Genomic DNA, 20,633 nt, shown 5'->3' on the forward strand with positions numbered 1-20,633 from the left:
CCGGAAATGGTTAAAGCAGGAAACCCCGCCCAACTGGTTCGCAGTGGGGCGGGGTTTCCCGGGAAAAGGCGCTGTTACTTGAGGGTAACGGTGGCGCCTGCAGCCTCGAGCTGATCCTTGGCCTTCTCGGCAGCTTCCTTGTTGGCGCCTTCGAGGACAGCCTTGGGAGCGCTGTCAACCAGGTCCTTGGCTTCCTTGAGGCCGAGGGAGGTGATGGCGCGAACTTCCTTGATGACTGCGATCTTCTTGTCACCGGCAGATTCGAGGATGACGTCGAAGTCGGTCTTCTCTTCAACCTCTTCAGCAGCTCCGCCACCGGCAGGGCCGGCAACGGCTACAGCAGCAGCGGTAACTTCGAAGGTCTCTTCGAAGAGCTTGACGAACTCGGAGAGCTCGATGATGGTCAGTTCCTTGAAAGCTTCAATGAGCTCTTCGTTGCTGAGCTTCGCCATGGTAGGCGTCCTTCCTGTTGTGGTGTCCGAACGGCGCTGGGCCGGACTGGCACCGGAGTCTGGTGGGTGTAAGAGAATTAGTTCTCTTCGGCAGCGGGAGCTTCGGCGGCAGCGTCGGCTTCAGCGGCAGGAGCTTCTTCAGCGGCGGGCGCTTCGGCAGCTGCCGGTGCACCGTTCTCTTCTTCAAGCTTGAGGCGCAGTGCGTCGATGATGCGTGCAGCTGCGGCGGCAGGGGCCTTGAGGACGCCTGCAACCTTGGCGAGCTGCAGCTCACGGGACTCGAGGGCAGCCAGTGCGGCAACCTCGCTGGCGTCCAGCGCCTTGCCCTCGAAGTAACCGGTCTTGATGACCAGCTGCTTGTTGGCCTTGGCAAAATCCGTCAGGCTCTTGGCAGCGGCAACTGCGTCACCCTTGATGAACGCGATTGCAGTGGGGCCGGCAAGCTGGCCGTCGAATGCTTCGACGCCGGCTTCCTTGGCTGCAATGGCGGTCAGGGTGTTCTTAACGACCGCGAACTTGGTGTCCTGGCCGAGAGAAACACGCAGCTGCTTGAGCTGTGCAACGGTGAGCCCGCGGTATTCGGTCAGGACAGCGGCGTTCGATTCCTTGAAATCGTTAGTGATCTCAGCTACTGCTGAAACCTTGGTAGGCGTTGCCATAACCCTCCTTCCGGGGATAGTGCCGGTATTCGACGGTCCCCGCTCAAGAGAGCTAAAACTAAAAACGCCCCGCGCAGATGCACGGGGCTTGGCTCAACGCGGCTGTACCGCGGAACTTTGCTTCGTTCACCTGCGCCGGCCGCCCTGCGTTGAGGGTCCTTCGTCCGGAAAGCCACTGTTGTCCCCAGCGCACAACTACAGAGCTGAGCCATGTTCAGGAGAGTGGATTTCCAACAACCGACGGTCTTTGGTACTTCCAGCTTACGCGAGGCGGTACCCGTCCTCCAAATCGGGCCTCAACTGGTGCTGGTATGCAGGGTGGGAAGCTCTTTTTGCCAGATTCCCGTAACTCCCGCAGTCTGGAAACCGAGCTGCTTGTTGACCGTCAGGAGGTACCGGTTCTCCGGCGCATTCCAGGTGTAGATAATGCGCGCATCCGGGAACTGCTCACTGAGCCGTTCCATATTGGCCACTTTGATCAGCAGGCCCAGCTTGTTGCCGCGGTGCTCCTGCAGGATCAGGGTGTCGTCCTGGAACACGACATCGGCCCGGTGCGCCAGCACCGTGATGGTGGTCAGTCCCACCAGCGCTCCCGTGGCGATATGCTCCACGGCGGTGACCACCGTCCGCCTCCCCTGCGCGATGGCGACGTCTTCCGCCTCCCGAAGGATGCCGGCGTCGAACACCATGTCCTGCTCAATCGGCGCATCCAGGGAAGGGTCAACGTCCACCCCCGCCTGGTTCTCCAGGGCCGCCACCGCCTCCAGCCAGCGCTCGGGGCAGCGGTCCGTCCAATGGTGCAGCCGGTACCTGCCGTTGTTCGCTTCCTCGGCTTCGGCCTGGAGGTCTGCCACGAGCTTGGTGTCCAGGGGCAGGAGGCAGGAGCTGAACTGCTCAATGTGCTGAAGCGTGTACCCGGTTTTCCGGGCGAACTCCACCTCCCGGCTCTCCAGCGGCACGAACCCCTGCCCCGACCCGGGGACCAGCTGGGCCTGCTCAAACTCGTGCAGTGAAGCGCCGGGGTGATTGGTGTCCACCAGGATCATGGTGCGGCCTTCACCCCGGGCCAGCTGTTCGGCCGCCTCCAGCAGCCGGCGTCCAACGCCCTGCCGCTGGTACTCCGGAAGGATGTCGAGGGTGAGCTCGGCGAGGTCAAGGTGGTCGGTAAGGGGCAGCGCAATGTCCACCGTGCCCACAATGGCCCCGTCCACCTTGGCCACGAGGATCAACTGGCGCTCATACGGGTCCGCGAACTCCAGCAGCTTCTCAAGCGGACCATAGGCGAGATCGTCACTGCCCCAGGTCTGCATCCGCACTTTGCGGCCCACTTCCACGGCCGCCAGGAAGTCCGCAGCGTCCGGGGTGTCCAATGAGTCGGGGATCCAGAGCTGCTCGATCTTAACGTCTATTGCCATTCGGGCATCATCCCAGCCGTTTCTGCCACTCACCTTCATAACCAACAGGTTTGAATCCAAGTGCAACATTTATCGCCAGCATATGCTGGTTTTCGCTGGCATTCCATGTCAGGGCCGAGCACGCTGAGGGTCGTTGCTCCCTGGGTCCGGCGGAAGCACGACGGCGGCAGTCACTAATGCGGCGCGAGCAGTCCGGGTTGCGTTCAGACGGATCGGCGTGGCCGCTCAAGCCAGCTTAGGGAAAGTGCCGGGTCAAAAAGAAGACCGCCCCGGCGCTGATGCGCCGGGACGGTCTTCGGATGCTCCGGAATCAGTCCGGGCAGGAACTTCAGTCAAGGACTACGCCTCGGTGAGCACCTTGGTGACGTTGGGGTCCACGGAGATGCCCGGGCCGAACGTGGTGGCCACGGTGGCCTTCTGGATGTAGCGGCCCTTGGATGCCGACGGCTTGAGGCGAAGAACCTCTTCCAGGGCGGCTGCGTAGTTCTCAGCCAGCTTCTGTGCGTCGAAGGAAACCTTGCCGATGATGAAGTGCAGGTTGGAGTGCTTGTCGACGCGGAAGTCGATCTTTCCACCCTTGATGTCGTTGACGGCCTTGGTGACGTCGGGGGTCACGGTGCCCGTCTTGGGGTTCGGCATCAGGTTACGCGGGCCCAGGACCTTACCGAGGCGGCCAACCTTGCCCATGAGGTCAGGGGTGGCAACGGCGGCGTCGAAGTCGGTCCAGCCGCCTGCGATCCGTTCGATCAGGTCATCGGAACCAACGAAGTCGGCGCCGGCTGCGATTGCGGCCTCAGCCTTGTCACCCGTGGCGAAAACCAGAACGCGGGCGGTCTTACCGGTGCCGTGGGGCAGGTTGACGGTGCCGCGGACCATCTGGTCAGCCTTGCGGGGGTCGACGCCGAGGCGGAAGGCAACCTCAACGGTGGCGTCGAACTTGGACGGGTTGGTGTCCTTGGCCAGCGTTACTGCCTCAAACGGTGCGTAGTGCTTGGTTGCATCGATCTTGGCGGCTGCTGCCTCATATGCTTTGCTGCGCTTTGCCATGCTGCTTGTTTCTCCTTGTGCAGTTGTGGTCTGCGGACCGCGCTGGGCCCTGCCACAGTCGCCCAATCCGGTTCGTTATCCGGCCGGATGGCCAACATTTGAATTTTCTTGGTGCCGGTGTCCCGGCGGTGCCGCCCGTCGTCGTCAATTACCACGACGCTGGACAGCGGTATGGGGTATTAGCCCTCGACGGTGATGCCCATGGAGCGGGCGGTGCCGGCGATGATCTTCGCTGCGCCTTCGAGGCTGGTGGCGTTGAGGTCTTCCATCTTGGTGGAGGCGATCTCGTTGACCTGGGCCTGGGTCAGCTTGGCGACCTTGACGGTGTGCGGGGTGGACGAACCCTTGGCAACGCCTGCAGCCTTCTTGATGAGCTCTGCAGCCGGCGGGGTCTTGGTGATGAACGTGAAGGAGCGGTCCTCGTAGACCGTGATTTCCACGGGGATGACGTTTCCGCGCTGGGCTTCCGTGGCAGCGTTGTACGCCTTGCAGAATTCCATGATGTTGACACCGTGCTGGCCAAGCGCAGGACCGATCGGCGGGGCCGGGTTGGCGGCACCTGCCTGGATCTGCAGCTTGATGAGGCCGGTGACCTTCTTCTTGGGAGCCAATGTAGGGTCCTTCTCTCAATAACGTCCTGGGGCACAGGAGCGTGCCTCAGGTTTTTGGCCGCCATGGCAAGGCGGCCGGCCGTTCCGGTGCCGCTAAGCGGGCGGCGCCGGGACGAATTCTAGGATTCTCAGATCTTGGTGACCTGGTTGAACGCCAGGGTGACGGGCGTTTCGCGCTCGAAGATGGAGACCAGCACCACAAGGGTCTGGGACTCGGGCTTGATCTCGGAGATCGTGGCGGGAAGGGTCTCGAACGGGCCTTCCTTGACGATGACGGACTCGCCGACCTCGAAGTCCACGGCCACGGGAGCCTGGTTCTGCTTGTTGACCGGCTTGCCCTTCTCGGCCTGTTCCTCTTCGAAGACGGGAGCGAGCATGGAGAAGACCTCGTCCAGGCGCAGCGGGACCGGGTTGTGGGCGTTGCCCACGAAGCCGGTGACGCCGGGGGTGTGGCGGACGGCGCCCCAGGAGGCGTCGGTCAGGTCCATGCGGACCAGGACGTAGCCGGGGATGCGGACGCGGTTGATCACCTTGCGCTGGGCGTTCTTGATCTCCACGACTTCTTCCATGGGCACCTGGATTTCGAAGATGTAATCTTCCATGTCCAGGGTCTGGATGCGGGTTTCAAGGTTGGCCTTCACGCGGTTTTCGTAACCGGCGTAGGAGTGGATGACGTACCAGTCACCTTCCTGGCGGCGCAGCTTGGCCTTGAATTCCTCGGCCGGGTCCGCAGCTGCAGTGGCTGCCGCGGCGGCAAGGGCGTCGGTCTCTTCGTCGCCGGCTTCTGCAGCGTCGGCAGCGTCTGCGTCGGCAACATCGGAGGCGGCGTCGTCGGATTCGGGCGCGGAGGACTCAACCTCGGACTCTTCGCCGGCTTCTGCCGTGACGTCCGGGGATTCTTCCAGCCCAGTCTCGGTTACCTCGAGCTCCTGCTCAGACACTTGGTCTCCTGCTTCCTCATTGCCTAACATGCCTATTTAAATGGCTCAATTCCGCACACCGGTGCATCCTTCCGGTTTCCCGGCGGAACACGCGGCCTGCGGACCCTGCAGCCTAGCTGTCCTTGGGACCGGTGCCGCCAAAGATCCAGCTGACAGCGGTTCCGAAACCTATGTCCAGCAGGCTGACGACGACCATCATGATGGCCACGAACACCAGCACCACGAGCGTGTAGTTGATCAGTTCCTTGCGGGTGGGGGCAACAACCTTCTTCAGTTCGCCGATGATCTGGCGGACAAAGAGTGCAATGCGGGCGAAGAAGTTCGCCTTGGCTTCCTTCTTAGCTGGGCGGCCCTTGGAGCTGCTGGCAGCTGTTTCGGTCACCTGGTCCTCGCTCATCTTTGCAATGGTGGATTACCCGGCCCTGATCAGAACCATGGTTGCTGCGCCTGCCCCGGGCTTTCGCCCGGAACAGCTTGCGCAGGGCAGACAGGACTCGAACCTGCAACCTGCGGTTTTGGAGACCGCTGCGCTACCAATTGCGCCACTACCCTATGGAGTGAATTGCACTCTGTGACGACCCAACACCAGCTTGAACTGGGGCACACGTCATCATCCGTGTTTCAACACCGGTGAACCAGTCTACGCAAGAACTTCGCGTAGGTAAAACCGGCCCGTTCCGGCCCATCCGTCGCCGGGTCTGAAACCTGCTGCGCGGGGCAGTCATAAATCAAAACCGGCACCCCGGAGGGTCCGGTGAACAGCATAGAGTAGAACTCGTCGAATCCCACATTCCAGCCTCCCGGCTGCAAGCGAAGAACGGACCTGCCATGTCTGCCGCCCGCGTTTCCCAACGCATTTCCGCAATTGCCGAATCCGCAACCCTGGCCGTTGATGCCAAGGCCAAGGCGCTGAAGGCAGCTGGCCGGCCGGTTATTGGCTTCGGCGCGGGCGAACCCGACTTCCCCACCCCGGACTACATCGTCCAGGCGGCCGTTGAGGCTGCGGGCCAGCCCAGGTTTCACCGCTACTCCCCCGCCGGCGGTCTGCCCGAGCTGAAGAAGGCCATCGCGGAGAAGACCCTGCGCGATTCGGGCTACAAAGTGGACCCCTCGCAGGTACTGGTGACCAACGGCGGCAAGCAGGCCGTGTACAACACGTTCGCCACCCTGGTGGACCCGGGCGACGAAGTCCTCGTGCCCGCCCCGTTCTGGACCACCTACCCGGAGGCCATCCGGCTGGCCGGCGGCGTCCCCGTGGAGGTCTTCGCCGGTCCGGAGCAGGACTACCTGGTGACCGTCGACCAGCTCGAAGCAGCCGTCACGGACCGCACCAAGATCCTGCTGTTCGTCTCGCCGTCGAACCCCACCGGCGCTGTCTACTCCCCGGAGCAGGTGGCGGAGATCGGCAAGTGGGCCGCCGCCAAGGGCCTGTGGGTGGTCACGGACGAGATCTACGAGCACCTGACCTACGACGGCGTCCCCTTCACCTCCATCGCCACGGCCGCCCCGGAACTGGGCGACAAGGTGGTCATCCTCAACGGCGTCGCCAAGACCTACGCCATGACCGGCTGGCGCGTGGGCTGGATGATCGGCCCCGCCGACGTCATCAAGGCGGCCACCAACCTGCAGTCGCACGCCACCTCCAACGTCTCCAACATCATGCAGATCGCGGCCCTCGCCGCCGTTTCCGGCCCGCTGACCGCCGTCGACGAGATGAAGGTGGCCTTTGACCGCCGCCGCAAGGCCATCGTGGCTGGGCTGAACGCGATCGACGGAGTGGAATGCCCGACGCCGAAGGGCGCCTTCTACGTGTATGCGGACGTCCGTGCGCTGCTGGGCAAGGAATTTCCGACGGCGTCCGGCACCGCCACGCCGCAGACCTCCGCCGAGCTCGCCTCGCTGATCCTCGACGAGGTTGAGGTGGCAGTGGTTCCGGGCGAGGCATTCGGTCCCTCCGGCTTCCTGCGCCTGTCCTACGCCCTGGGCGACGACGACCTCGCCACCGGCGTGCAGCGCCTGCAGGACTTCCTGGGCAAGGCCCAGTAGGACGCCCGCTCACTTTTCACAGGCAAAACCCAAACGCCCGCTCACTTCCTTAAGGAAAGTGAGCGGGCGTTTGGGTTTAAGCGACCAAAGGTGAGCGGGCGTTGGCGCCTAAGCCGCCAAAGGTGATGGGGCGTTGAGGGAACGGTTGCCAAAAGTGAGCGGGTGTTCGTCGCTAGAGGAGGCGGCGCTCCGCGGCCCACTTGGTTAGTTCATGGCGGCTGGAGAGCTGGAGCTTGCGCAGCACTGCCGACACGTGGGTTTCCACGGTCTTGATGCTGATGAAGAGCTCCTTGGCCACCTCCTTGTAGCTGTAGCCGCGGGCGATCAGGCGCATGACCTCGAGTTCGCGGGCGGAGAGTTTGTCCAGTTCGTCGTCGGCGATGTCCGCGGGAGCGGTGCCGAAGGCATCCAGGACGAACCCGGCAAGGCGGGGCGAAAAGACTGCGTCACCGCCGGCCACGCGGAACACGGCGTCCGTGATTTCGGCGCCGGAGATGGTCTTGGTGACATAGCCGCGGGCGCCGGCTCGGATCACGGCCACCACGTCCTCGGCGGCGTCAGAGACGCTCAGGGCCAGGAAGCGCGTGGTGGACAGCAACGCGGCGGAACCGGCGATGACCTCGCGGCCGCCGCCGCCAAGGCCGCCGGGCAGGTGTACGTCCAAAAGGACGACGTCAGGCCGCTGCTCTGCGATGACGGCGATGGCCTGCTCCACCGTGGCAGCCTCCCCCACCACCTGGATGCTGGCGTCGAGGTCGGCTTTCAGTCCGGACCGGAAGATGGCGTGATCGTCGACGATGACCACCCGCACCGAGTTGGCCGGCCGGGCGCTTCCGGCACCTGTCGCCTGCGTCGTGTTCATGATTTCCCTTCCGCATGTTCTGCTGTAGCCGGCAGTCGAAGCCGGACCTCGGTGCCGTCCCCGGTGCTGAGGATGGCAGCCGAGCCGCCGTGGCGTTTCATCCTGCCGATGATCGATTCCCGTACACCCAACCGGTCCGCCGGTACATCGCCCAGTTCAAAGCCCGGCCCCCTGTCCTTGATGAAGATCTCTGCCTGTCCATCCGATGCCTCGAGGTAGACCGAGACCGTCCCGCCGCCGTAGCGTGATGCGTTGAGCATGGCCTCACGGCTGGCCTGGACCAGGGCTTCGCGTGCCTCGGTCATGGCGGCATCGCCAACGGTGACCACCTCCACGGCATGGCCCAAGAGGTCCTCCACCTCAGCGGCGACGGCCTTGATCCGGTCCGACAGTTGTCCGCTTTCGCGGCCCGCGTCCTGGAACAGCCAGCCCCTCAGCTCACGTTCCTGGGCACGCGCCAGGCGGACGACGTCGTGCTCGTTGCCTGCCCGCCGTTGGATCAGGGCGAGCGTCTGCAGCACGGAATCGTGGAGATGGGCGGCAATCTCCGCCCTTTCCGTCTCCCGGATCCTGCCGGCGCGCTCAGCTTCCAGGTCCCGCCAGAATTTCAGTGCCCACGGCAGCAGGACCAGCACCACACCGCCCAGCACGGCCACGGAGGCAAGCAGCGCAAGCCACGTCTGCTCCCACGATCCTGAGCCGGAGACCATCACCAGGACGCCGGCCACCACCAGGGCCAGTCCGGCGGCGAGCCTGCCCCACCCGCCGGCCTGGTCGGCCTTGGTCTTGTCCACCAGCCCGGCTCTGCGGGTTTCGTCCAGCTGCATCCACGCGATGGAGGCACCGCCCAGGACGGCGGCGGCGGGGATCAGCGTGCCGAGGGAGACGTCCACGCCCAGCAGTTGGGCGATCATGATGCCGGCCACCAGCAGGAGCCCACAGCCCAGGAGGATTTCCTTGCCGTACCGCATACCGCGCGCCCGGAACCATGGTGGGGCAGCGGACGCCCGGCCGTCCGCAACCGAACCGGCGGCACCCGAATGAGGTCCGCCGTCGGGCGCTGCTCCCTGCGCCGGATCACCCGGAGTGCCCTGGCCCTGCACTGGATGGCTTACGGCGGGGGCAATGGGCGACGCCGGCCGGCGGGCATTGCGGCGGGCGGCCTCATCCGCCGTGGGAACCATGATCCACAGCCACGCGTAGAAGACCAGGCCTGCCCCGCCCGCGAAGGAGGCGAGGACCATGGCCAGCCGGACGTTCTTCACCGGCCAGCCCAGGTGTGCGGCGAGGCCCGAGCACACCCCGGCGATGACACGGTCGCTGCTCCGTGCCAGGGGCGGGCGCGCCGGGAGGGTTGTCATGGATCAATCCAAGCACGGATCAGGGTGGCCCGGACCGCATCCGGCCGGTTCCCGGGGACAGCTCAGGGACGGTTCAGGGTTTCCCCCAGTAGAGCGTGAACCCGGCCGGGCGGGAGGATCGAGGTATGAACTCGCAGACCCCCTCCCCCGACGACGAACACCCTGCCGAACCCCTCCCTGAAGGGCCGCACGGCACGGGCAGCGAGCAGCCCACCGAGCCACTGCCGTCTTCCGATTCAATACCTTCGGCCGGCGCGACGGATCCCTCCACCGCGCCCTCCGGGGGCCGCCCAATCGGGGCTTCAGACCCCATCGATCCAATGGCTCCGGACTATCCCTCCGCTGGCGGCCAGGCAGCCGGCCCGGGCAGCGGTGCTGCTCCGGGTTCGAGCGCTGGTCCGGGCCCTGGTGCCGGCTCCGGCCCTGACTACGCCTTCCACAACAACCCAGCTCCGGCTCCCTCCACGGACTTCTTTGGCTGGATCAGGAGCAATGGCATCTACCGGGGCAACGACCGGTGGATCGGCGGCGTGTGCAGCGGCATCGCCCACCGGCTGAATGTAGATCCCATCATCATCCGCGGGGTCTTCATCGTCCTGACCCTCCTGGCCGGTATCGGCGTGCTGCTCTACGGCCTGGCATGGGCCTTCCTCCCGGAACCCGACGGCAGGATCCACGTCCAGGAAGCCGGCGCCGGGCGCTGGTCCAGCGGCATGACGGGCTCCCTGATCGCCACGGTCCTGGGACTGACGGGCCTGGGCGGAGGCTTCTGGGGGTGGAGCCACAACGGCCTGAGCGGCCTGCTGTGGACCGTGTTCTGGGTGGGAGGTGCGATCTACCTGGTCTACTACCTTTCCCAGCGCAACAAGGCCCACCCCACCATGGCCGGGCACGGATCAGTCCACGGAACAACCCAACCCTCGGGGCACTCAGGCACGGGATACACGTCGTCGTTCTCCACCGGCACGGCTTCAGCGCCGGCACCTGGGCAATCTTCGGTGCCTACGTCCGGCAGCGGGGCTCCCACCTATGGCAGTGGGCCCACGTATCCCAGTGGCACGGGGTCCAGCGCCTACGGCCAGGGCGGCTACGGCAGCGCAGGCATGGGCACCGGCAGCGGGTATGGCGGCACGTTTCCCACTGGCGCGGTCCCTGGCGCGGGTGTGCCCGGCGGCAGCACACCAGGCGGACCCGGCAGCGGTGTCCCCGGCGGAGGCAGCTACCCGGCGCCCTGGGTCCCGCCGCGGCCGCCTAAGCCCCGCCCGTCCGGTCCCGGCGCCCCGGCCGTGGCCATCGCAACCGGCTGTGCCCTGCTGGTGGGCGGTGGGCTCAAAGCGCTGGACGCCGCCAACCTCATCAGCCTGGGCGGTTCTGCCAACGCCATTGTGTGGGCCAGCGCAGCCGTAGTCCTCGGCCTGGGCATCCTGATAGCGGGGCTGCGGGGCCGGAGCGCGGGCATCCTGAGCCTCTTCGCCGTGATCGCCCTTGTCACCGGGGGCGTCTACAACACCGTGGATGACGGCCGGATGCGTTTCCAGCAGGTGGACTGGAACCCGGCAAGCATTGAGGAGGCGCGCGGGGGCATCGACATCACCGCCGGCCGGGGAACCGTGGACCTCACGGACCTGTCCCCCAGCGCCCCCCTGACCTCCGACGTCGTGGTTCCCCTGGACGTCACCGCCAGCAACGTCACCGTGGTCATCCCGCACAACCTGCCCGTGGACATCAAGGCGGACATGACCATGGGGAACCTGAACGAGGTAAGCGGCCAGCGCGGCGGTACCACCACCCGCGAAAGCAGCTACAACACGGACAGGCCCGGCAACCACCTGGTGGTGCAGATCGACGGCACCTTCAGCAACGTCACGATCCAGGAAGGCAACTGACATGGACAGCAGCAACATTCCGACGGCGGAACCGGACACCGGGGGCCCGGCAACTGCCAGGGTGGGAACGGTGGTGTGGGGACTGATCGTCCTGGCGCTGGCCGTGCTGATCCTCGTGGCGCAGCTGGGAATCATCACCCTCAACGGCACCTACGTCCTGATCGGCCTCATGATCGGAGCGGGCGTGGCCCTGGTGGTCGGCGGCCTGCTCTCCGCCCGGAAACGTGACAACGAACCAACTACAGGGAAGTCTTGAACCATGGATAAGTTCTTCAGCATTGTCAGGGGCTTTGGCCTGAAGCGCGGCCCGCAGCGCTGGCTCGGCGGAGTGCTGGGAGGCATCGCAGCACAGCTCAACGTGGACGTGGCCTACGTGCGCATCGCGTTCCTGCTGTTCTGCCTCCTCCCCGGACCCGCCGTGATCTTCTACCTCCTGGCCTGGATCATCATTCCCGACCAGCGCAACGAGATCCTGCTCCAGACGTTCCTGGACCGCCGCTCGCTCAACCGGCCCTGAACGCTCGCTGAAACGGACCCGGCTTCCACCCGCCGGCCAAGGCCCCTGCCACCGCGAATGCTTCGCCAGGCAGGGGCCTTTTGCTGTTCTCCGCTCCCGGACAGCGGGCCCTAATGTAACCGGTTTGTGTCGTACCCCACACACCCCACTACACTTCTAGGTGAGCTCAGCGTGGCGCTCTGCCTGTAAACCTTCTCCCAGGATTTGAGCCGAACATGAAAATTGGAATCCTCACCAGCGGTGGCGACTGCCCCGGATTGAACGCCGTCATCCGCGGCGCCGTGCTGAAAGGCATCGCCGTCCACGGCCAGGAATTCGTCGGATTCCGTGACGGTTGGCGCGGCGTGGTGGAGGGCGACATCATCGACATTCCCCGCACCATGGTCCGTGGCATCGCAAAGCAGGGCGGCACCATCCTGGGCACCTCCCGCACCAACCCGTTCGAAAACGGCGGCGGCCCCGAGGCGATCAAGGCCCACATGGACCGGCTGGGCATCGATGCCATCATCGCCATCGGCGGTGAGGGAACCCTTGCTGCGGCCAAGCGCCTGACCGACGCCGGACTGAAGATCGTCGGCGTCCCCAAGACGGTGGACAACGACCTTGACGCCACCGACTACACCTTCGGTTTCGACACCGCAGTGCAGATTGCCACCGAGGCCATCGACCGGCTCCGGACTACCGGTGAATCCCACCACCGCTGCATGATCGCCGAAGTGATGGGCCGGCACGTGGGCTGGATCGCCCTGCACGCCGGCATGGCCGCCGGCGCCCACGCCATTCTCATCCCCGAGCAAAAAGTCAGCATTGAGCAGATCACCGAGTGGGTCAAGGAAGCCCAGCACCGTGGCCGTGCGCCCCTGGTGGTGGTGGCCGAAGGGTTCGTGCCGGAGCACATGGAAAGCCCGCACTCCGAGCGCGGCCTGGACACCTTCGGCCGGCCTCGCCTGGGCGGCATCGCCGACCAGCTCGCCCCCGAGCTCGAAGCCCGGACCGGCATCGAAACCCGAGCCACGATCCTGGGCCACATCCAGCGCGGCGGCGTCCCCTCCGCCTTCGACCGCGTCCTGGCCACCCGGCTGGGCATGGCCGCCATCGACTCCGTGGTGGAGGGCTACTGGGGCACCATGGTGGCGCTGAAGGGCACGGACATCCGCCACGTTGCATTCGAGGAAGCCCTGGGCCAGCTCAAGACCGTCCCGCAAAACCGGTACGACGAGGCCGCGGTCCTGTTCGGTTAGGCCTGTCCTGTTCGGCTAAGCCTCCGGTCCGCCCTAGGCTGGGACCATGACACTCGATCCCGGCTCTGCGGCCATCATCCAGCTTGCGTGGGCGCGCCGGCTGGGCCTTGACGACGACGCTTTCGGCGATGCACTCGCGTCCGGGAACCGGATTGTCCGCGCCGACGAATCATGCCGCACGGTGGAGTTCGTGCGGCTGTTCGGGAGTTCGGCGCTGGTGAGCCCGCAGAGCGTCATCGATGCCGCTGAGGACATTCCTGATGAGGAGATGGCCCACCACGTCACGCTCCTGAAACTGACCAGGGACCGTGGCGGCCATGGGCTGGGGTCGGCGGCTCTGTTCTTCGCGGACGACTTGCCGCTGCAACAACCGTCCGAGGAACTGACCGTCTCGCACGGCAACCCGGAGGCGATCGAGCTGGAGGGGCGCTGCCCGCCGGACGACGTCAACGAAGTGGGCCTTTCCGACCTGGAGAACCGCTTCACCATCGTGCACCAGCTGGACGGCAGGCGCGTTCCCCTGGCCTGCGGTGCCTACGGGGAATGGGAAGGCCTGCTGGCCAATATGGGCGTGCTGGTGGATCCCGAGTGGCGCCGGCAGGGCCTGGGCTCGCTCGCCGGATCCATAGCGGCCCACGAGGCACTCGCCGCCGGACTGACCCTGCAGTGGCGCGCCGACGTCAGCAACACCGGGTGCCTGGCACTGGCCCGAAAACTTGGACTCTCAGCCGGCGGAATCCAGACCAGCGTCCACCTTCGCTGACGCTTGGCCGCCCTGGCCGTGGCTCTCCCCGCCGTGCTGGCCCTGGGTGCTCCAGCCCTGGACCGGCTGGGGCTTGGCGAAGAACAGTGCCACCGCCGCCCCCACCAGGATTACCCCGGCGGGCAGCAGCATGGACTGGCCCATCGCCGTCGAGAATCCACTGTGGAGTAACTCGGGCAGCGGGCCGCCCATGGCAAGGCCTTCGCCCGCGGCCCCGCCGGGACCACCCGACGGAAGTTCGGCGGCAAGCCGGGACTGGATCAGCACAGCGATGGCGGCGCTGCCCAGGACCGCGCCGATCTGGCGGGTGGTGTTGTAGACACCCGACCCGGCACCGGCCTGGCGCGGGGGCAGGTTCCGGGTGGCCGTGGTGCTCAGCGGGGCCCAGATGCCGGCGTTGGCAAAGCCCAGCACCGCGCTGGGGAGCAGGAACATCAGGATGGGCGTGTCGGGCTGCATCAGTGAGGAGTTCCAGAGCAGCGCGACTGCCATGAGCACCAGGCCGGTGGCCGTAATGAATTTCGGGTTGACCCGGTCCACCAGCTTGCCCACCACGGGTGCAAGGCCGCCGGAAATCAGCGCCATGGGCACCATCATGAGGGCCGACTGCGTGGGGGTGAGGCCCCGGACCAGCTGGTAGTAGAAGATCAGCGGCAGGCTGAAGGCAGTCACGGTGAAGCCCACGGTGGTGATGCCGATGTTGGCGAGCGAGAAGTTCCGGTCCCGGAAGAGTCCCAGCGGCAGCAGCGGCTCGCCCTTGTTGAACCGCTGCCAGAGGACGAAAGCGGCCAGCACCACGATGCCGGCTATGATCAGGCCCCACACGCTGATGGGTCCAACGATGGTGCCCCAGTTGTAGGTCTCCCCCTCCTGGATGCCGAACACCAGCAGGAAGAGGCCGACGGCACTGAGCAGCACGCCGGGAATGTCGAACCGGTGCGGGTGCGTGCTGAGGGCTGGAACGTTGCGCAGCGCCAGGATGAAGCCCACGACGCCGATGGGCACGTTGATGAAGAAGATCCACTCCCAGCCAAGGCCGTCCACCAGGACGCCGCCGAGGATGGGGCCCACCAGGGTGGCCATGCCGGCAGTTGCACCCCAGACAGCCATGGCTGAACCGCGGCGGTCCGGCGGGAAGATGCGGGTGATCACGGCCATGGTCTGCGGGGTCATCATGGCCGCGCCAAGGCCCTGGAGGACGCGGGCGGCAATCAGGATCCGGACGTCACCGGACAGGCCGCACCACAGCGACGCGAGGGTGAAGACCACCAGGCCGGTGAGGTAGAGCTTCTTGGGCCCGAACCTGTCACCCAGGCGGCCGGTGATCAGCAGCGGGACGGCGTAGGCCAGCAGGTAGGCGCTGGTCACCCAGATCACCGAGTTAATGTCGGCGTGCAGGCCTTCCATGATCCGGGGGTTGGCCACGGACACGATGGTGGTGTCGATCAGGATCATGAAGAACCCGATCACCAGGGACCACAGGGCCGGCCAGGGCTTTTCTACGTTTTCCACTCGGTCATCCTTTTGAAGTTATGGCCGTGCCGCGCGGGCACTTGGTAAGGCTAGCCCAGCAGGTCCAGGATCTCCGTGCGGGCAAACATTTGCGCCGCGGCGCGCGCCGATGGCGCACCGGCGTCCGGATCCGCGCCGGCGCGCAGCAGGACCCGGGCCACGTCCGTGTAGCCCTTGAATGCCGCTCCGGCGAGGGGCGTCTGTCCCCGGTCATTGGCGGTGTTTGCGTCGGCCCCGTGCTGCAGGAGCAGCTCGACGGTGCCGGCGTGGCCATGGTATGCGGCCAGCATCAGCAGGGAGTCCCCCGCAGCGTTCGTCATGGTGGCGGGGGCGCCGGCGTCCAGGTAGGCACCAAGCAGTGCGTTGTTTCCTTCACGCGCAGCCTGGAAGAGCGCATGCGCCAAAGCCAGCGCGTCGTCGTCGTGTCCTTCCGCTGCTTCCGCCCCAATGTGGACGGGCGTGGTGTTCTCGGTCATCAGCGTGGCCCCCTCAGGAATCCGGTCTGGCGCCCCACAACCTGGCCGGCGTCGGGGGCGACAATGAGTTCCTGGGCGGCCGGATACGGCTCGTCGCCGTCCAGGACGGTCAGTATTTCATCTGGGGCAACGGAACGCTTTATGACCGCCAGGGCCACGGGCCCCATCTCGTAGTGCTGTGCCACGGAGGTCACCGCTCCCACTTTTCGCTCTCCCGCCAGGACCGGGCTGCCGGCGGCGGGCAGGGTGTGCTGCGAGCCGTCCAGCTGCAGGAACACCAGCCGGCGCGGCGGATGGCCCAGGTTGTGGACGCGGGCGATGGTTTCCTGCCCCTTGTAGCAACCCTTCGCCAGGTGCACGGCCGTGCGCAGCAGGTCCAGTTCGTGCGGGATGGTCTTGTCATCGGTTTCGGCGCCGATCCGGGGACGCCAGGCAGCGATGCGCAGGGCTTCCGCGGCGAGCACGCCTGCCAGCGCGCGTCCGCTGACAGCTTCCTCCAGCTCGGCGGCGGGGACGAGGTACTCGAACCAGGGACGCTCCACGCCCGGATGGTGCTCCTCCGAGACGGTGGCGTAGGAGTAACCCCCGGCTCCCACGTGCGGCCACGGATCCTGCCAGGCAAGGTAGCCGGACCATTCGGGAACTGCCCGGGTGCTCCCCACCACGGCCCAGTCCGCGGAGACGTCGGCGATCTCCACCCGCAGCATGAACTTCATCCGGTTGAGGTACTCAGCAAGGGGCGCGGCCTCCGCTGCCTCCACGATCAGCCAGGTGGTCCCGCCGTCGTCAACCACCCGGGCATCGAAGTCGATGCGGCCCTGGACGCTCAGGAGCAGCAGCTCGCTGGACTCGCCGGGCTTGAGGGCTGCCACCTGCTGCGAGGACAGGGTGTTGAGCCAGCTCAGCCGGTCCGGCCCGGTGACGGTGACCACGCCGCGGTGGGAAAGGTCGACGACGGCGGTTCCGGCTGCGAGGGCGCGCTGCTCGCGCAGCGGCTCACCGTAGTGGGCGGCGACACCGGCGTCAGGGCCGGCGGCCTCTACGGCGCCGGGGCGCGACAACAAAGGGCTGGGCGTAGTCATATGAAGTAGAAGTCCTTGGCGGTCAGCGGTATTCCGGATTTCCGGAATCGGGGTGAAACCCTGCTCAGGAGACCCGGTGCAGGAACGCGGAGGCGTGGGCCTCAAGTCCCTTGCCGGCTTCTCCGCCGGTGGCTACGTCCCACCGCCACAGCAGGTTGCCGTCCACCAGCCCGAAGATCCGGGTGGCGGCGCTGTAGTCCTTGGAGTGGCTGCCGCGCATCACCATGTCGGTGGTGAGCTGGATCTGCGGGCCCTTGATCTGGCCGTAGTACAGCTCCGAGATTCCGCCCGGATGCGAGATGGACACGGAGATGTCGAAGCCTCCGTCCTTGTTGCGCAGCGCTTCCACCTCGTCGGCGCTCTTCAATACCGGCACGATGTCTGCCGGCACCAGGCCGGGACCGCCGTCGGCATCCAGCTGCTTGCGCTCCAGCGCCCAGAACCCTGTCTCGACGGTGAGCGGCCGCAGCCGCGTCCCTTCGTCGTCGGTCAGCCAGCTCTCCGCACGGTACTGAAGGTACGGCAGGCCGTTGTGGGTGAAGGAGACGTGCTGCAGGAAGTGTTCGGAATCCTCGTCGCCGCTGCCGAGCCGGCCGCGGCCCTCCCACTCACCAATGAGCCAGGAAAGCGGGACGAGTTCAGGCGTCAGGTCTGTAGGAATCTCAATGGGCATTGGTCTTACCTCCAGATGCGGCTGGCTCCGGAAAAGGGGTGGCTACTTCTGGCCCTTGAAGAGGCGGTAGACCACGAAACCGGCGAACCAGGCCATGGACAGGCTCGCGATGCCGAGCAGGACAAGGAAGAAGATTTCAAAAGCAAGTACGGACATGGTGCCATCCTAACCCGTTAGTAGATGAGTAGTTTGTCTATGAAGTAGGCGAGGGATCCCACAGCCGACACCGGGGCAAGGCCCATGCCCAGTGCGGCGGGGATGTTCAGTGGGGCGCCGCGAAGCGTCGCAAGACGGCGGAAGCTGGCCAGGACCGCGCCCACCACCACGCCGAAGATCGCGGCCGGCAGGACTGCGATATCGGACAGGACCAGTCCCGCGAGCGGCCCTGCCAGTCCCGCAAGCACCACTCCCAGCGGGGCAACGATGCTGTCCGGCCAGCGGATGAGCCCCGCAAGCAGGGCCACTGCCGCGCTGATGGCCGCCACCAGGAGCATCTCGCGGACCCCGTTGAAGCGGGCGCCGGCAATCCAGCCGGCGCCGAGGCAGGACAGCAGCACGCCCGCGCAGCATCCGAGGGTGGATTCCAGCCGCTGCGCCTGGCCGGTGCCGCGGATCAGCTGCACCACGAAGACAGCCATCATCCCCAGCGCCACAAATGTCGGCGTCCAGTCCAGGTACCCCGGGGCCGGGGCCAGGGCGGCGGCCACTGCCGAGGCTGCACCGGGCAGGGCGATGACGGCGGCGAGGGTCTTCTTGGCGGGGATGCGCAGGAAGTGTGGCCACCCAATGCCCACAGCCGCGGCGATTACGATGCCGACGGCGACGAGCGCCTCCGGTGAGGCGTAGACCCCGGCGATGATGGCGATGAGGCCGGCGATCCCGACGACTCCGACGCTCCAGGATCCAAGCGAACGCACGGGCGCCTGCAATTCGGCCGTCATGTGCGGCCCGGCCTGAGGTTCGTCCGTGCACTCACTGCGCTGCTTTCCCATCCTGGCGTTCGGCCGGAAGGCTGGTCCGCCCCCTCATGGCAGGGCCGGTCAGCCCTGGTTCAATCCTGCCTTATATGAACCGCATATGTCGCAAATCGAGCCTCTCCACGGCCGCAATCTGTGGCCGGGAGGGACCTGCCGGGTATACTCAAGGTTCAGCTACGCTCCCTGCTGAGGTGGCTGGCCGGCGGCGCGCTGACGGTCTACAAACCTCCTGCAGGCAGCCAGTACCGGCCGGTGAGAATCCGGTTCAGTCGCCCAATGATGCGCGGACGGCCCTTGGAGGAACAATGTCGCACATCCTGTTACTGACCAACAGCACCGGTTCTTCGGTGGACATCCTGCCTGCCCTCGAGTTGCTGAACCACCGGGTCCATATCCTGCCCGCCGAACCCACGGCCCTGCTGGAAACGGACCCCTGCGACGTCGTCCTGCTGGACGCCCGCAAGGACCTGGTGGGCGCCCGTTCCCTTACCCAGCTCCTCAAAGCCACCGGCCTCAGCGCCCCGCTGGTGCTGATCCTGACCGAAGGCGGCATGGCCGCAGTCTCGTCGGCCTGGGCTGTTGACGATATCGTCCTTGATTCCGCCGGCCCCGCCGAGGTGGAGGCCCGCATCCGGCTCTCCGTCGCCCGTGCCGTCCCGGAGCAGGAAGACGCGCCGACCGAAATCCGCGCCGCCGGCGTCATCATCGACGAAGCCAGCTATACGGCCCGGGTAAACGGTGCGCCGCTGAACCTGACCTTCAAGGAGTTCGAGCTCCTCAAGTACCTGGCTCAGCACCCCGGGCGTGTCTTCACCCGCCAGCAGCTGCTCACCGAGGTCTGGGGGTACGACTACTACGGCGGCACCCGCACCGTGGACGTCCACGTCCGGCGCCTGCGGGCCAAGCTTGGGGCGGACCACGAGAACCTCATCAGCACGGTCAGGAACGTTGGCTACCGCCTCACCCTGGTCCGGCAGCAGGAAGACGAACTCACCGAAGCCTGAGCCCCGTCCGCCGTCGACGTATAGCCTTGGCTCATGACTCCAGCGCATCCGCAGAAGTGGCCCGTCCATGTCGTCCGTGGCGGAGTTGACCAGCAACTCCTGAAAGACTGCCGGGACCTCCTGGCCGCCGCCGAGGAATCGGACGGCAACCCGTCCATTTCCGAGCAGACCCTGGTGACCATGCGTGCCGGGGACTCCGCGGAGCACACGCTGCTGACACTGGCGCTGTACGCGCCGGACGAGGACTCCGATCCCGCCACCGCCCAGGACCTGGCAGGCTTCGCCGTGGTTGTTGAAGAGCCCGACGGCAACGGCGTCCTGGAAATCGCGGTCCATCCCTCCTACCGGAACCAGGGCGTGGCGGACCGGCTGGTCGGAGCGCTCAAGGAAGTCCGCGGCTTCGACGGGCTGAAGGCCTGGTCCCACGGGAACCACGAGGCCGCTGCCGACCTTGCCGCACGCTACGGCTACGCGCCCATGCGCGAGCTGTGGAAAATGCGGATGACGACAGCGGGCGCGGACCTGCCCGACGCCGGCCTCCCGGACGGGGTGGCCATCCGCACCTTCGTGCCGGGCAAGGACGAGGATTCCTGGCTGGCTGCCAACCGCGCGGCGTTTGCCCACCACCCGGAACAGGGCAACCTGACCAGGGCCGACCTCGAGGCGCGCATGGCGGAAGACTGGTTTGATCCTGCCGGATTCTTCCTGGCCGAGGACCGGGACGGCCGGCTGCTGGGCTACCACTGGACCAAGGTCCACCCGCGGCATGGTGCGCACCCCGCCATCGGCGAGGTGTATGTGGTGGGAGTGACGCCCCAGGCGCAGGGCATGGGCCTGGGCAAGGCCCTGACGATTGCGGGCATCAAGCACCTCCGTGACGCAGGGTTGAGCGCCGTCATGCTTTACGTCGACGCCGACAACAGCGCAGCGGTGGCCCTGTACCGGCGGCTGGGTTTCACCCGGTGGGACATGGACGTCATGTATGGGCCGGCTGCGGGCTGAACAGGGCGACCCAGCGAACGCCGTCAGCGCGTAAAACAAGGGCCGTGCCCTCGGTGAATGCTTGTAAGGTTGAGAAGGAACCGCGCGGGGCGGAAGCGCCGGCACC

At 66.2% G+C, this 20,633-nt stretch carries 22 protein-coding genes, 1 tRNA gene and 1 pseudogene; 8 read left to right on the forward strand and 16 right to left on the reverse strand.

The window, feature by feature from the left end:
• Nucleotides 1–74: 74 nt before the first annotated feature.
• From rplL to ACETK3_RS04040, 9 genes and pseudogenes are all read right to left on the reverse strand, one after another.
• Complete coding sequence (rplL, locus tag ACETK3_RS04000; protein WP_236799119.1) at nt 75–452, reverse strand: 50S ribosomal protein L7/L12; 378 nt, start codon at nt 450–452, stop codon at nt 75–77.
• Between the two features lie 77 nt (nt 453–529).
• Nucleotides 530–1,111 carry a 50S ribosomal protein L10 gene (gene rplJ / locus ACETK3_RS04005; protein ID WP_221386458.1) on the reverse strand — a complete coding sequence of 194 codons (582 nt, stop codon included), beginning with the start codon at nt 1,109–1,111 and terminating at the stop codon, nt 530–532.
• 296 nt (nt 1,112–1,407) lie between these two features.
• Nucleotides 1,408–2,526, reverse strand: coding sequence for a GNAT family N-acetyltransferase (locus tag ACETK3_RS04010; RefSeq protein ID WP_236820182.1), 1,119 nt, complete (start codon nt 2,524–2,526; stop codon nt 1,408–1,410).
• 7 nt (nt 2,527–2,533) lie between these two features.
• A pseudogene (locus ACETK3_RS04015) lies at nt 2,534–2,656 on the reverse strand (GNAT family N-acetyltransferase); the annotation flags it as partial.
• Nucleotides 2,657–2,865: 209 nt separating this feature from the next.
• Nucleotides 2,866–3,573, reverse strand: coding sequence for a 50S ribosomal protein L1 (rplA, locus tag ACETK3_RS04020; protein WP_236799121.1), 708 nt, complete (start codon nt 3,571–3,573; stop codon nt 2,866–2,868).
• Nucleotides 3,574–3,752: 179 nt separating this feature from the next.
• Nucleotides 3,753–4,184 carry a 50S ribosomal protein L11 gene (gene rplK, locus ACETK3_RS04025; RefSeq protein ID WP_018760472.1) on the reverse strand — a complete coding sequence of 144 codons (432 nt, stop codon included), beginning with the start codon at nt 4,182–4,184 and terminating at the stop codon, nt 3,753–3,755.
• A gap of 128 nt (nt 4,185–4,312) precedes the next feature.
• Nucleotides 4,313–5,125, reverse strand: coding sequence for a transcription termination/antitermination protein NusG (gene nusG, locus ACETK3_RS04030; RefSeq protein WP_373992564.1), 813 nt, complete (start codon nt 5,123–5,125; stop codon nt 4,313–4,315).
• Between the two features lie 112 nt (nt 5,126–5,237).
• Complete coding sequence (gene secE, locus ACETK3_RS04035) at nt 5,238–5,522, reverse strand: preprotein translocase subunit SecE (RefSeq protein ID WP_237428652.1); 285 nt, start codon at nt 5,520–5,522, stop codon at nt 5,238–5,240.
• An 82-nt stretch (nt 5,523–5,604) separates the two neighbouring features.
• Nucleotides 5,605–5,677: transfer RNA gene (locus tag ACETK3_RS04040), tRNA-Trp, on the reverse strand.
• Nucleotides 5,678–5,953: 276 nt separating this feature from the next.
• Here ACETK3_RS04040 and ACETK3_RS04045 point away from each other — a divergent pair.
• Complete coding sequence (locus ACETK3_RS04045) at nt 5,954–7,171, forward strand: pyridoxal phosphate-dependent aminotransferase (RefSeq protein WP_306968863.1); 1,218 nt, start codon at nt 5,954–5,956, stop codon at nt 7,169–7,171.
• Nucleotides 7,172–7,343: 172 nt separating this feature from the next.
• Here the strand turns inward: ACETK3_RS04045 and ACETK3_RS04050 are convergent, their stop codons facing one another.
• Together ACETK3_RS04050 and ACETK3_RS04055 are read right to left on the reverse strand one after the other, a co-directional pair.
• The gene (locus ACETK3_RS04050; protein ID WP_373992565.1) at nt 7,344–8,033 is read right to left on the reverse strand and encodes a LuxR C-terminal-related transcriptional regulator; all 690 of its coding nucleotides are present in this window, start codon (nt 8,031–8,033) and stop codon (nt 7,344–7,346) included.
• Nucleotides 8,030–9,394 carry a PspC domain-containing protein gene (locus ACETK3_RS04055; RefSeq protein WP_373992566.1) on the reverse strand — a complete coding sequence of 455 codons (1,365 nt, stop codon included), beginning with the start codon at nt 9,392–9,394 and terminating at the stop codon, nt 8,030–8,032. Before ACETK3_RS04055 ends, ACETK3_RS04050 begins: the two co-directional genes overlap by 4 nt.
• Nucleotides 9,395–9,519: 125 nt before the next feature.
• On the opposite strand from ACETK3_RS04055, the gene ACETK3_RS04060 reads away from it, so the two are divergent.
• The 5 genes from ACETK3_RS04060 to ACETK3_RS04080 all read left to right on the forward strand — a co-directional run bounded on the left by ACETK3_RS04060 (nt 9,520) and on the right by ACETK3_RS04080 (nt 13,801).
• Nucleotides 9,520–11,280: a PspC domain-containing protein gene (locus ACETK3_RS04060; protein WP_373992567.1), complete on the forward strand. Its 1,761-nt coding sequence runs from the start codon at nt 9,520–9,522 to the stop codon at nt 11,278–11,280.
• Nucleotide 11,281: 1 nt separating this feature from the next.
• Nucleotides 11,282–11,536 carry a hypothetical protein gene (locus tag ACETK3_RS04065; protein WP_306968869.1) on the forward strand — a complete coding sequence of 85 codons (255 nt, stop codon included), beginning with the start codon at nt 11,282–11,284 and terminating at the stop codon, nt 11,534–11,536.
• Nucleotides 11,537–11,539: 3 nt separating this feature from the next.
• Nucleotides 11,540–11,797 carry a PspC domain-containing protein gene (locus ACETK3_RS04070; protein ID WP_142133071.1) on the forward strand — a complete coding sequence of 86 codons (258 nt, stop codon included), beginning with the start codon at nt 11,540–11,542 and terminating at the stop codon, nt 11,795–11,797.
• Nucleotides 11,798–12,012: 215 nt separating this feature from the next.
• Nucleotides 12,013–13,038, forward strand: a complete 1,026-nt coding sequence (locus tag ACETK3_RS04075) for an ATP-dependent 6-phosphofructokinase (RefSeq protein ID WP_236799129.1) — start codon at nt 12,013–12,015, stop codon at nt 13,036–13,038.
• Between the two features lie 46 nt (nt 13,039–13,084).
• Complete coding sequence (locus tag ACETK3_RS04080; RefSeq protein ID WP_373992568.1) at nt 13,085–13,801, forward strand: GNAT family N-acetyltransferase; 717 nt, start codon at nt 13,085–13,087, stop codon at nt 13,799–13,801.
• Here ACETK3_RS04080 and ACETK3_RS04085 read toward each other — a convergent pair.
• The 5 genes from ACETK3_RS04085 to ACETK3_RS04105 form a co-directional block, all read right to left on the reverse strand.
• Complete coding sequence (locus ACETK3_RS04085) at nt 13,763–15,313, reverse strand: DHA2 family efflux MFS transporter permease subunit (RefSeq protein WP_236799131.1); 1,551 nt, start codon at nt 15,311–15,313, stop codon at nt 13,763–13,765. The two genes, ACETK3_RS04080 and ACETK3_RS04085, sit on opposite strands and share 39 nt — an antisense overlap.
• A gap of 50 nt (nt 15,314–15,363) precedes the next feature.
• Nucleotides 15,364–15,789 (reverse strand): ankyrin repeat domain-containing protein, encoded by a 426-nt coding sequence (locus ACETK3_RS04090; protein ID WP_236799132.1) that lies wholly within the window; start codon nt 15,787–15,789, stop codon nt 15,364–15,366.
• On the reverse strand, nt 15,789–16,871 hold the full coding sequence (locus ACETK3_RS04095) for a folate-binding protein YgfZ (protein WP_236799133.1): 1,083 nt from the start codon (nt 16,869–16,871) through the stop codon (nt 15,789–15,791). Before ACETK3_RS04095 ends, ACETK3_RS04090 begins: the two co-directional genes overlap by 1 nt.
• A gap of 64 nt (nt 16,872–16,935) precedes the next feature.
• On the reverse strand, nt 16,936–17,544 hold the full coding sequence (locus ACETK3_RS04100; RefSeq protein ID WP_142133067.1) for an FABP family protein: 609 nt from the start codon (nt 17,542–17,544) through the stop codon (nt 16,936–16,938).
• Nucleotides 17,545–17,717: 173 nt separating this feature from the next.
• The gene (locus ACETK3_RS04105) at nt 17,718–18,485 is read right to left on the reverse strand and encodes a permease (RefSeq protein ID WP_236820186.1); all 768 of its coding nucleotides are present in this window, start codon (nt 18,483–18,485) and stop codon (nt 17,718–17,720) included.
• Nucleotides 18,486–18,826: 341 nt separating this feature from the next.
• On the opposite strand from ACETK3_RS04105, the gene ACETK3_RS04110 reads away from it, so the two are divergent.
• Both ACETK3_RS04110 and mshD read left to right on the forward strand, forming a co-directional pair.
• The gene (locus tag ACETK3_RS04110; protein WP_236799136.1) at nt 18,827–19,525 is read left to right on the forward strand and encodes a response regulator transcription factor; all 699 of its coding nucleotides are present in this window, start codon (nt 18,827–18,829) and stop codon (nt 19,523–19,525) included.
• A 33-nt stretch (nt 19,526–19,558) separates the two neighbouring features.
• Nucleotides 19,559–20,527, forward strand: coding sequence for a mycothiol synthase (mshD, locus tag ACETK3_RS04115; RefSeq protein ID WP_236799137.1), 969 nt, complete (start codon nt 19,559–19,561; stop codon nt 20,525–20,527).
• The last annotated feature ends 106 nt before the right edge of the window (nt 20,528–20,633 follow it).

The organism is Arthrobacter sp. E44, from assembly GCF_041877125.1.
GTDB lineage: Bacteria > Actinomycetota > Actinomycetes > Actinomycetales > Micrococcaceae > Arthrobacter.

Coding starts and splice junctions, on each gene's coding strand:
- rplL (WP_236799119.1), bottom strand. CDS start 452: ATGGCGAAGCTCAGCAACGAAGAGCTCATTGAAGCTTTCAAGGAACTG.
- rplJ (WP_221386458.1), bottom strand. CDS start 1,111: ATGGCAACGCCTACCAAGGTTTCAGCAGTAGCTGAGATCACTAACGAT.
- ACETK3_RS04010 (WP_236820182.1), bottom strand. CDS start 2,526: ATGGCAATAGACGTTAAGATCGAGCAGCTCTGGATCCCCGACTCATTG.
- rplA (WP_236799121.1), bottom strand. CDS start 3,573: ATGGCAAAGCGCAGCAAAGCATATGAGGCAGCAGCCGCCAAGATCGAT.
- secE (WP_237428652.1), bottom strand. CDS start 5,522: ATGAGCGAGGACCAGGTGACCGAAACAGCTGCCAGCAGCTCCAAGGGC.
- ACETK3_RS04045 (WP_306968863.1), top strand. CDS start 5,954: ATGTCTGCCGCCCGCGTTTCCCAACGCATTTCCGCAATTGCCGAATCC.
- ACETK3_RS04050 (WP_373992565.1), bottom strand. CDS start 8,033: ATGAACACGACGCAGGCGACAGGTGCCGGAAGCGCCCGGCCGGCCAAC.
- ACETK3_RS04055 (WP_373992566.1), bottom strand. CDS start 9,394: ATGACAACCCTCCCGGCGCGCCCGCCCCTGGCACGGAGCAGCGACCGT.
- ACETK3_RS04060 (WP_373992567.1), top strand. CDS start 9,520: ATGAACTCGCAGACCCCCTCCCCCGACGACGAACACCCTGCCGAACCC.
- ACETK3_RS04065 (WP_306968869.1), top strand. CDS start 11,282: ATGGACAGCAGCAACATTCCGACGGCGGAACCGGACACCGGGGGCCCG.
- ACETK3_RS04070 (WP_142133071.1), top strand. CDS start 11,540: ATGGATAAGTTCTTCAGCATTGTCAGGGGCTTTGGCCTGAAGCGCGGC.
- ACETK3_RS04075 (WP_236799129.1), top strand. CDS start 12,013: ATGAAAATTGGAATCCTCACCAGCGGTGGCGACTGCCCCGGATTGAAC.
- ACETK3_RS04080 (WP_373992568.1), top strand. CDS start 13,085: ATGACACTCGATCCCGGCTCTGCGGCCATCATCCAGCTTGCGTGGGCG.
- ACETK3_RS04090 (WP_236799132.1), bottom strand. CDS start 15,789: ATGACCGAGAACACCACGCCCGTCCACATTGGGGCGGAAGCAGCGGAA.
- ACETK3_RS04095 (WP_236799133.1), bottom strand. CDS start 16,871: ATGACTACGCCCAGCCCTTTGTTGTCGCGCCCCGGCGCCGTAGAGGCC.
- ACETK3_RS04100 (WP_142133067.1), bottom strand. CDS start 17,544: ATGCCCATTGAGATTCCTACAGACCTGACGCCTGAACTCGTCCCGCTT.
- ACETK3_RS04105 (WP_236820186.1), bottom strand. CDS start 18,485: ATGACGGCCGAATTGCAGGCGCCCGTGCGTTCGCTTGGATCCTGGAGC.
- ACETK3_RS04110 (WP_236799136.1), top strand. CDS start 18,827: ATGTCGCACATCCTGTTACTGACCAACAGCACCGGTTCTTCGGTGGAC.
- mshD (WP_236799137.1), top strand. CDS start 19,559: ATGACTCCAGCGCATCCGCAGAAGTGGCCCGTCCATGTCGTCCGTGGC.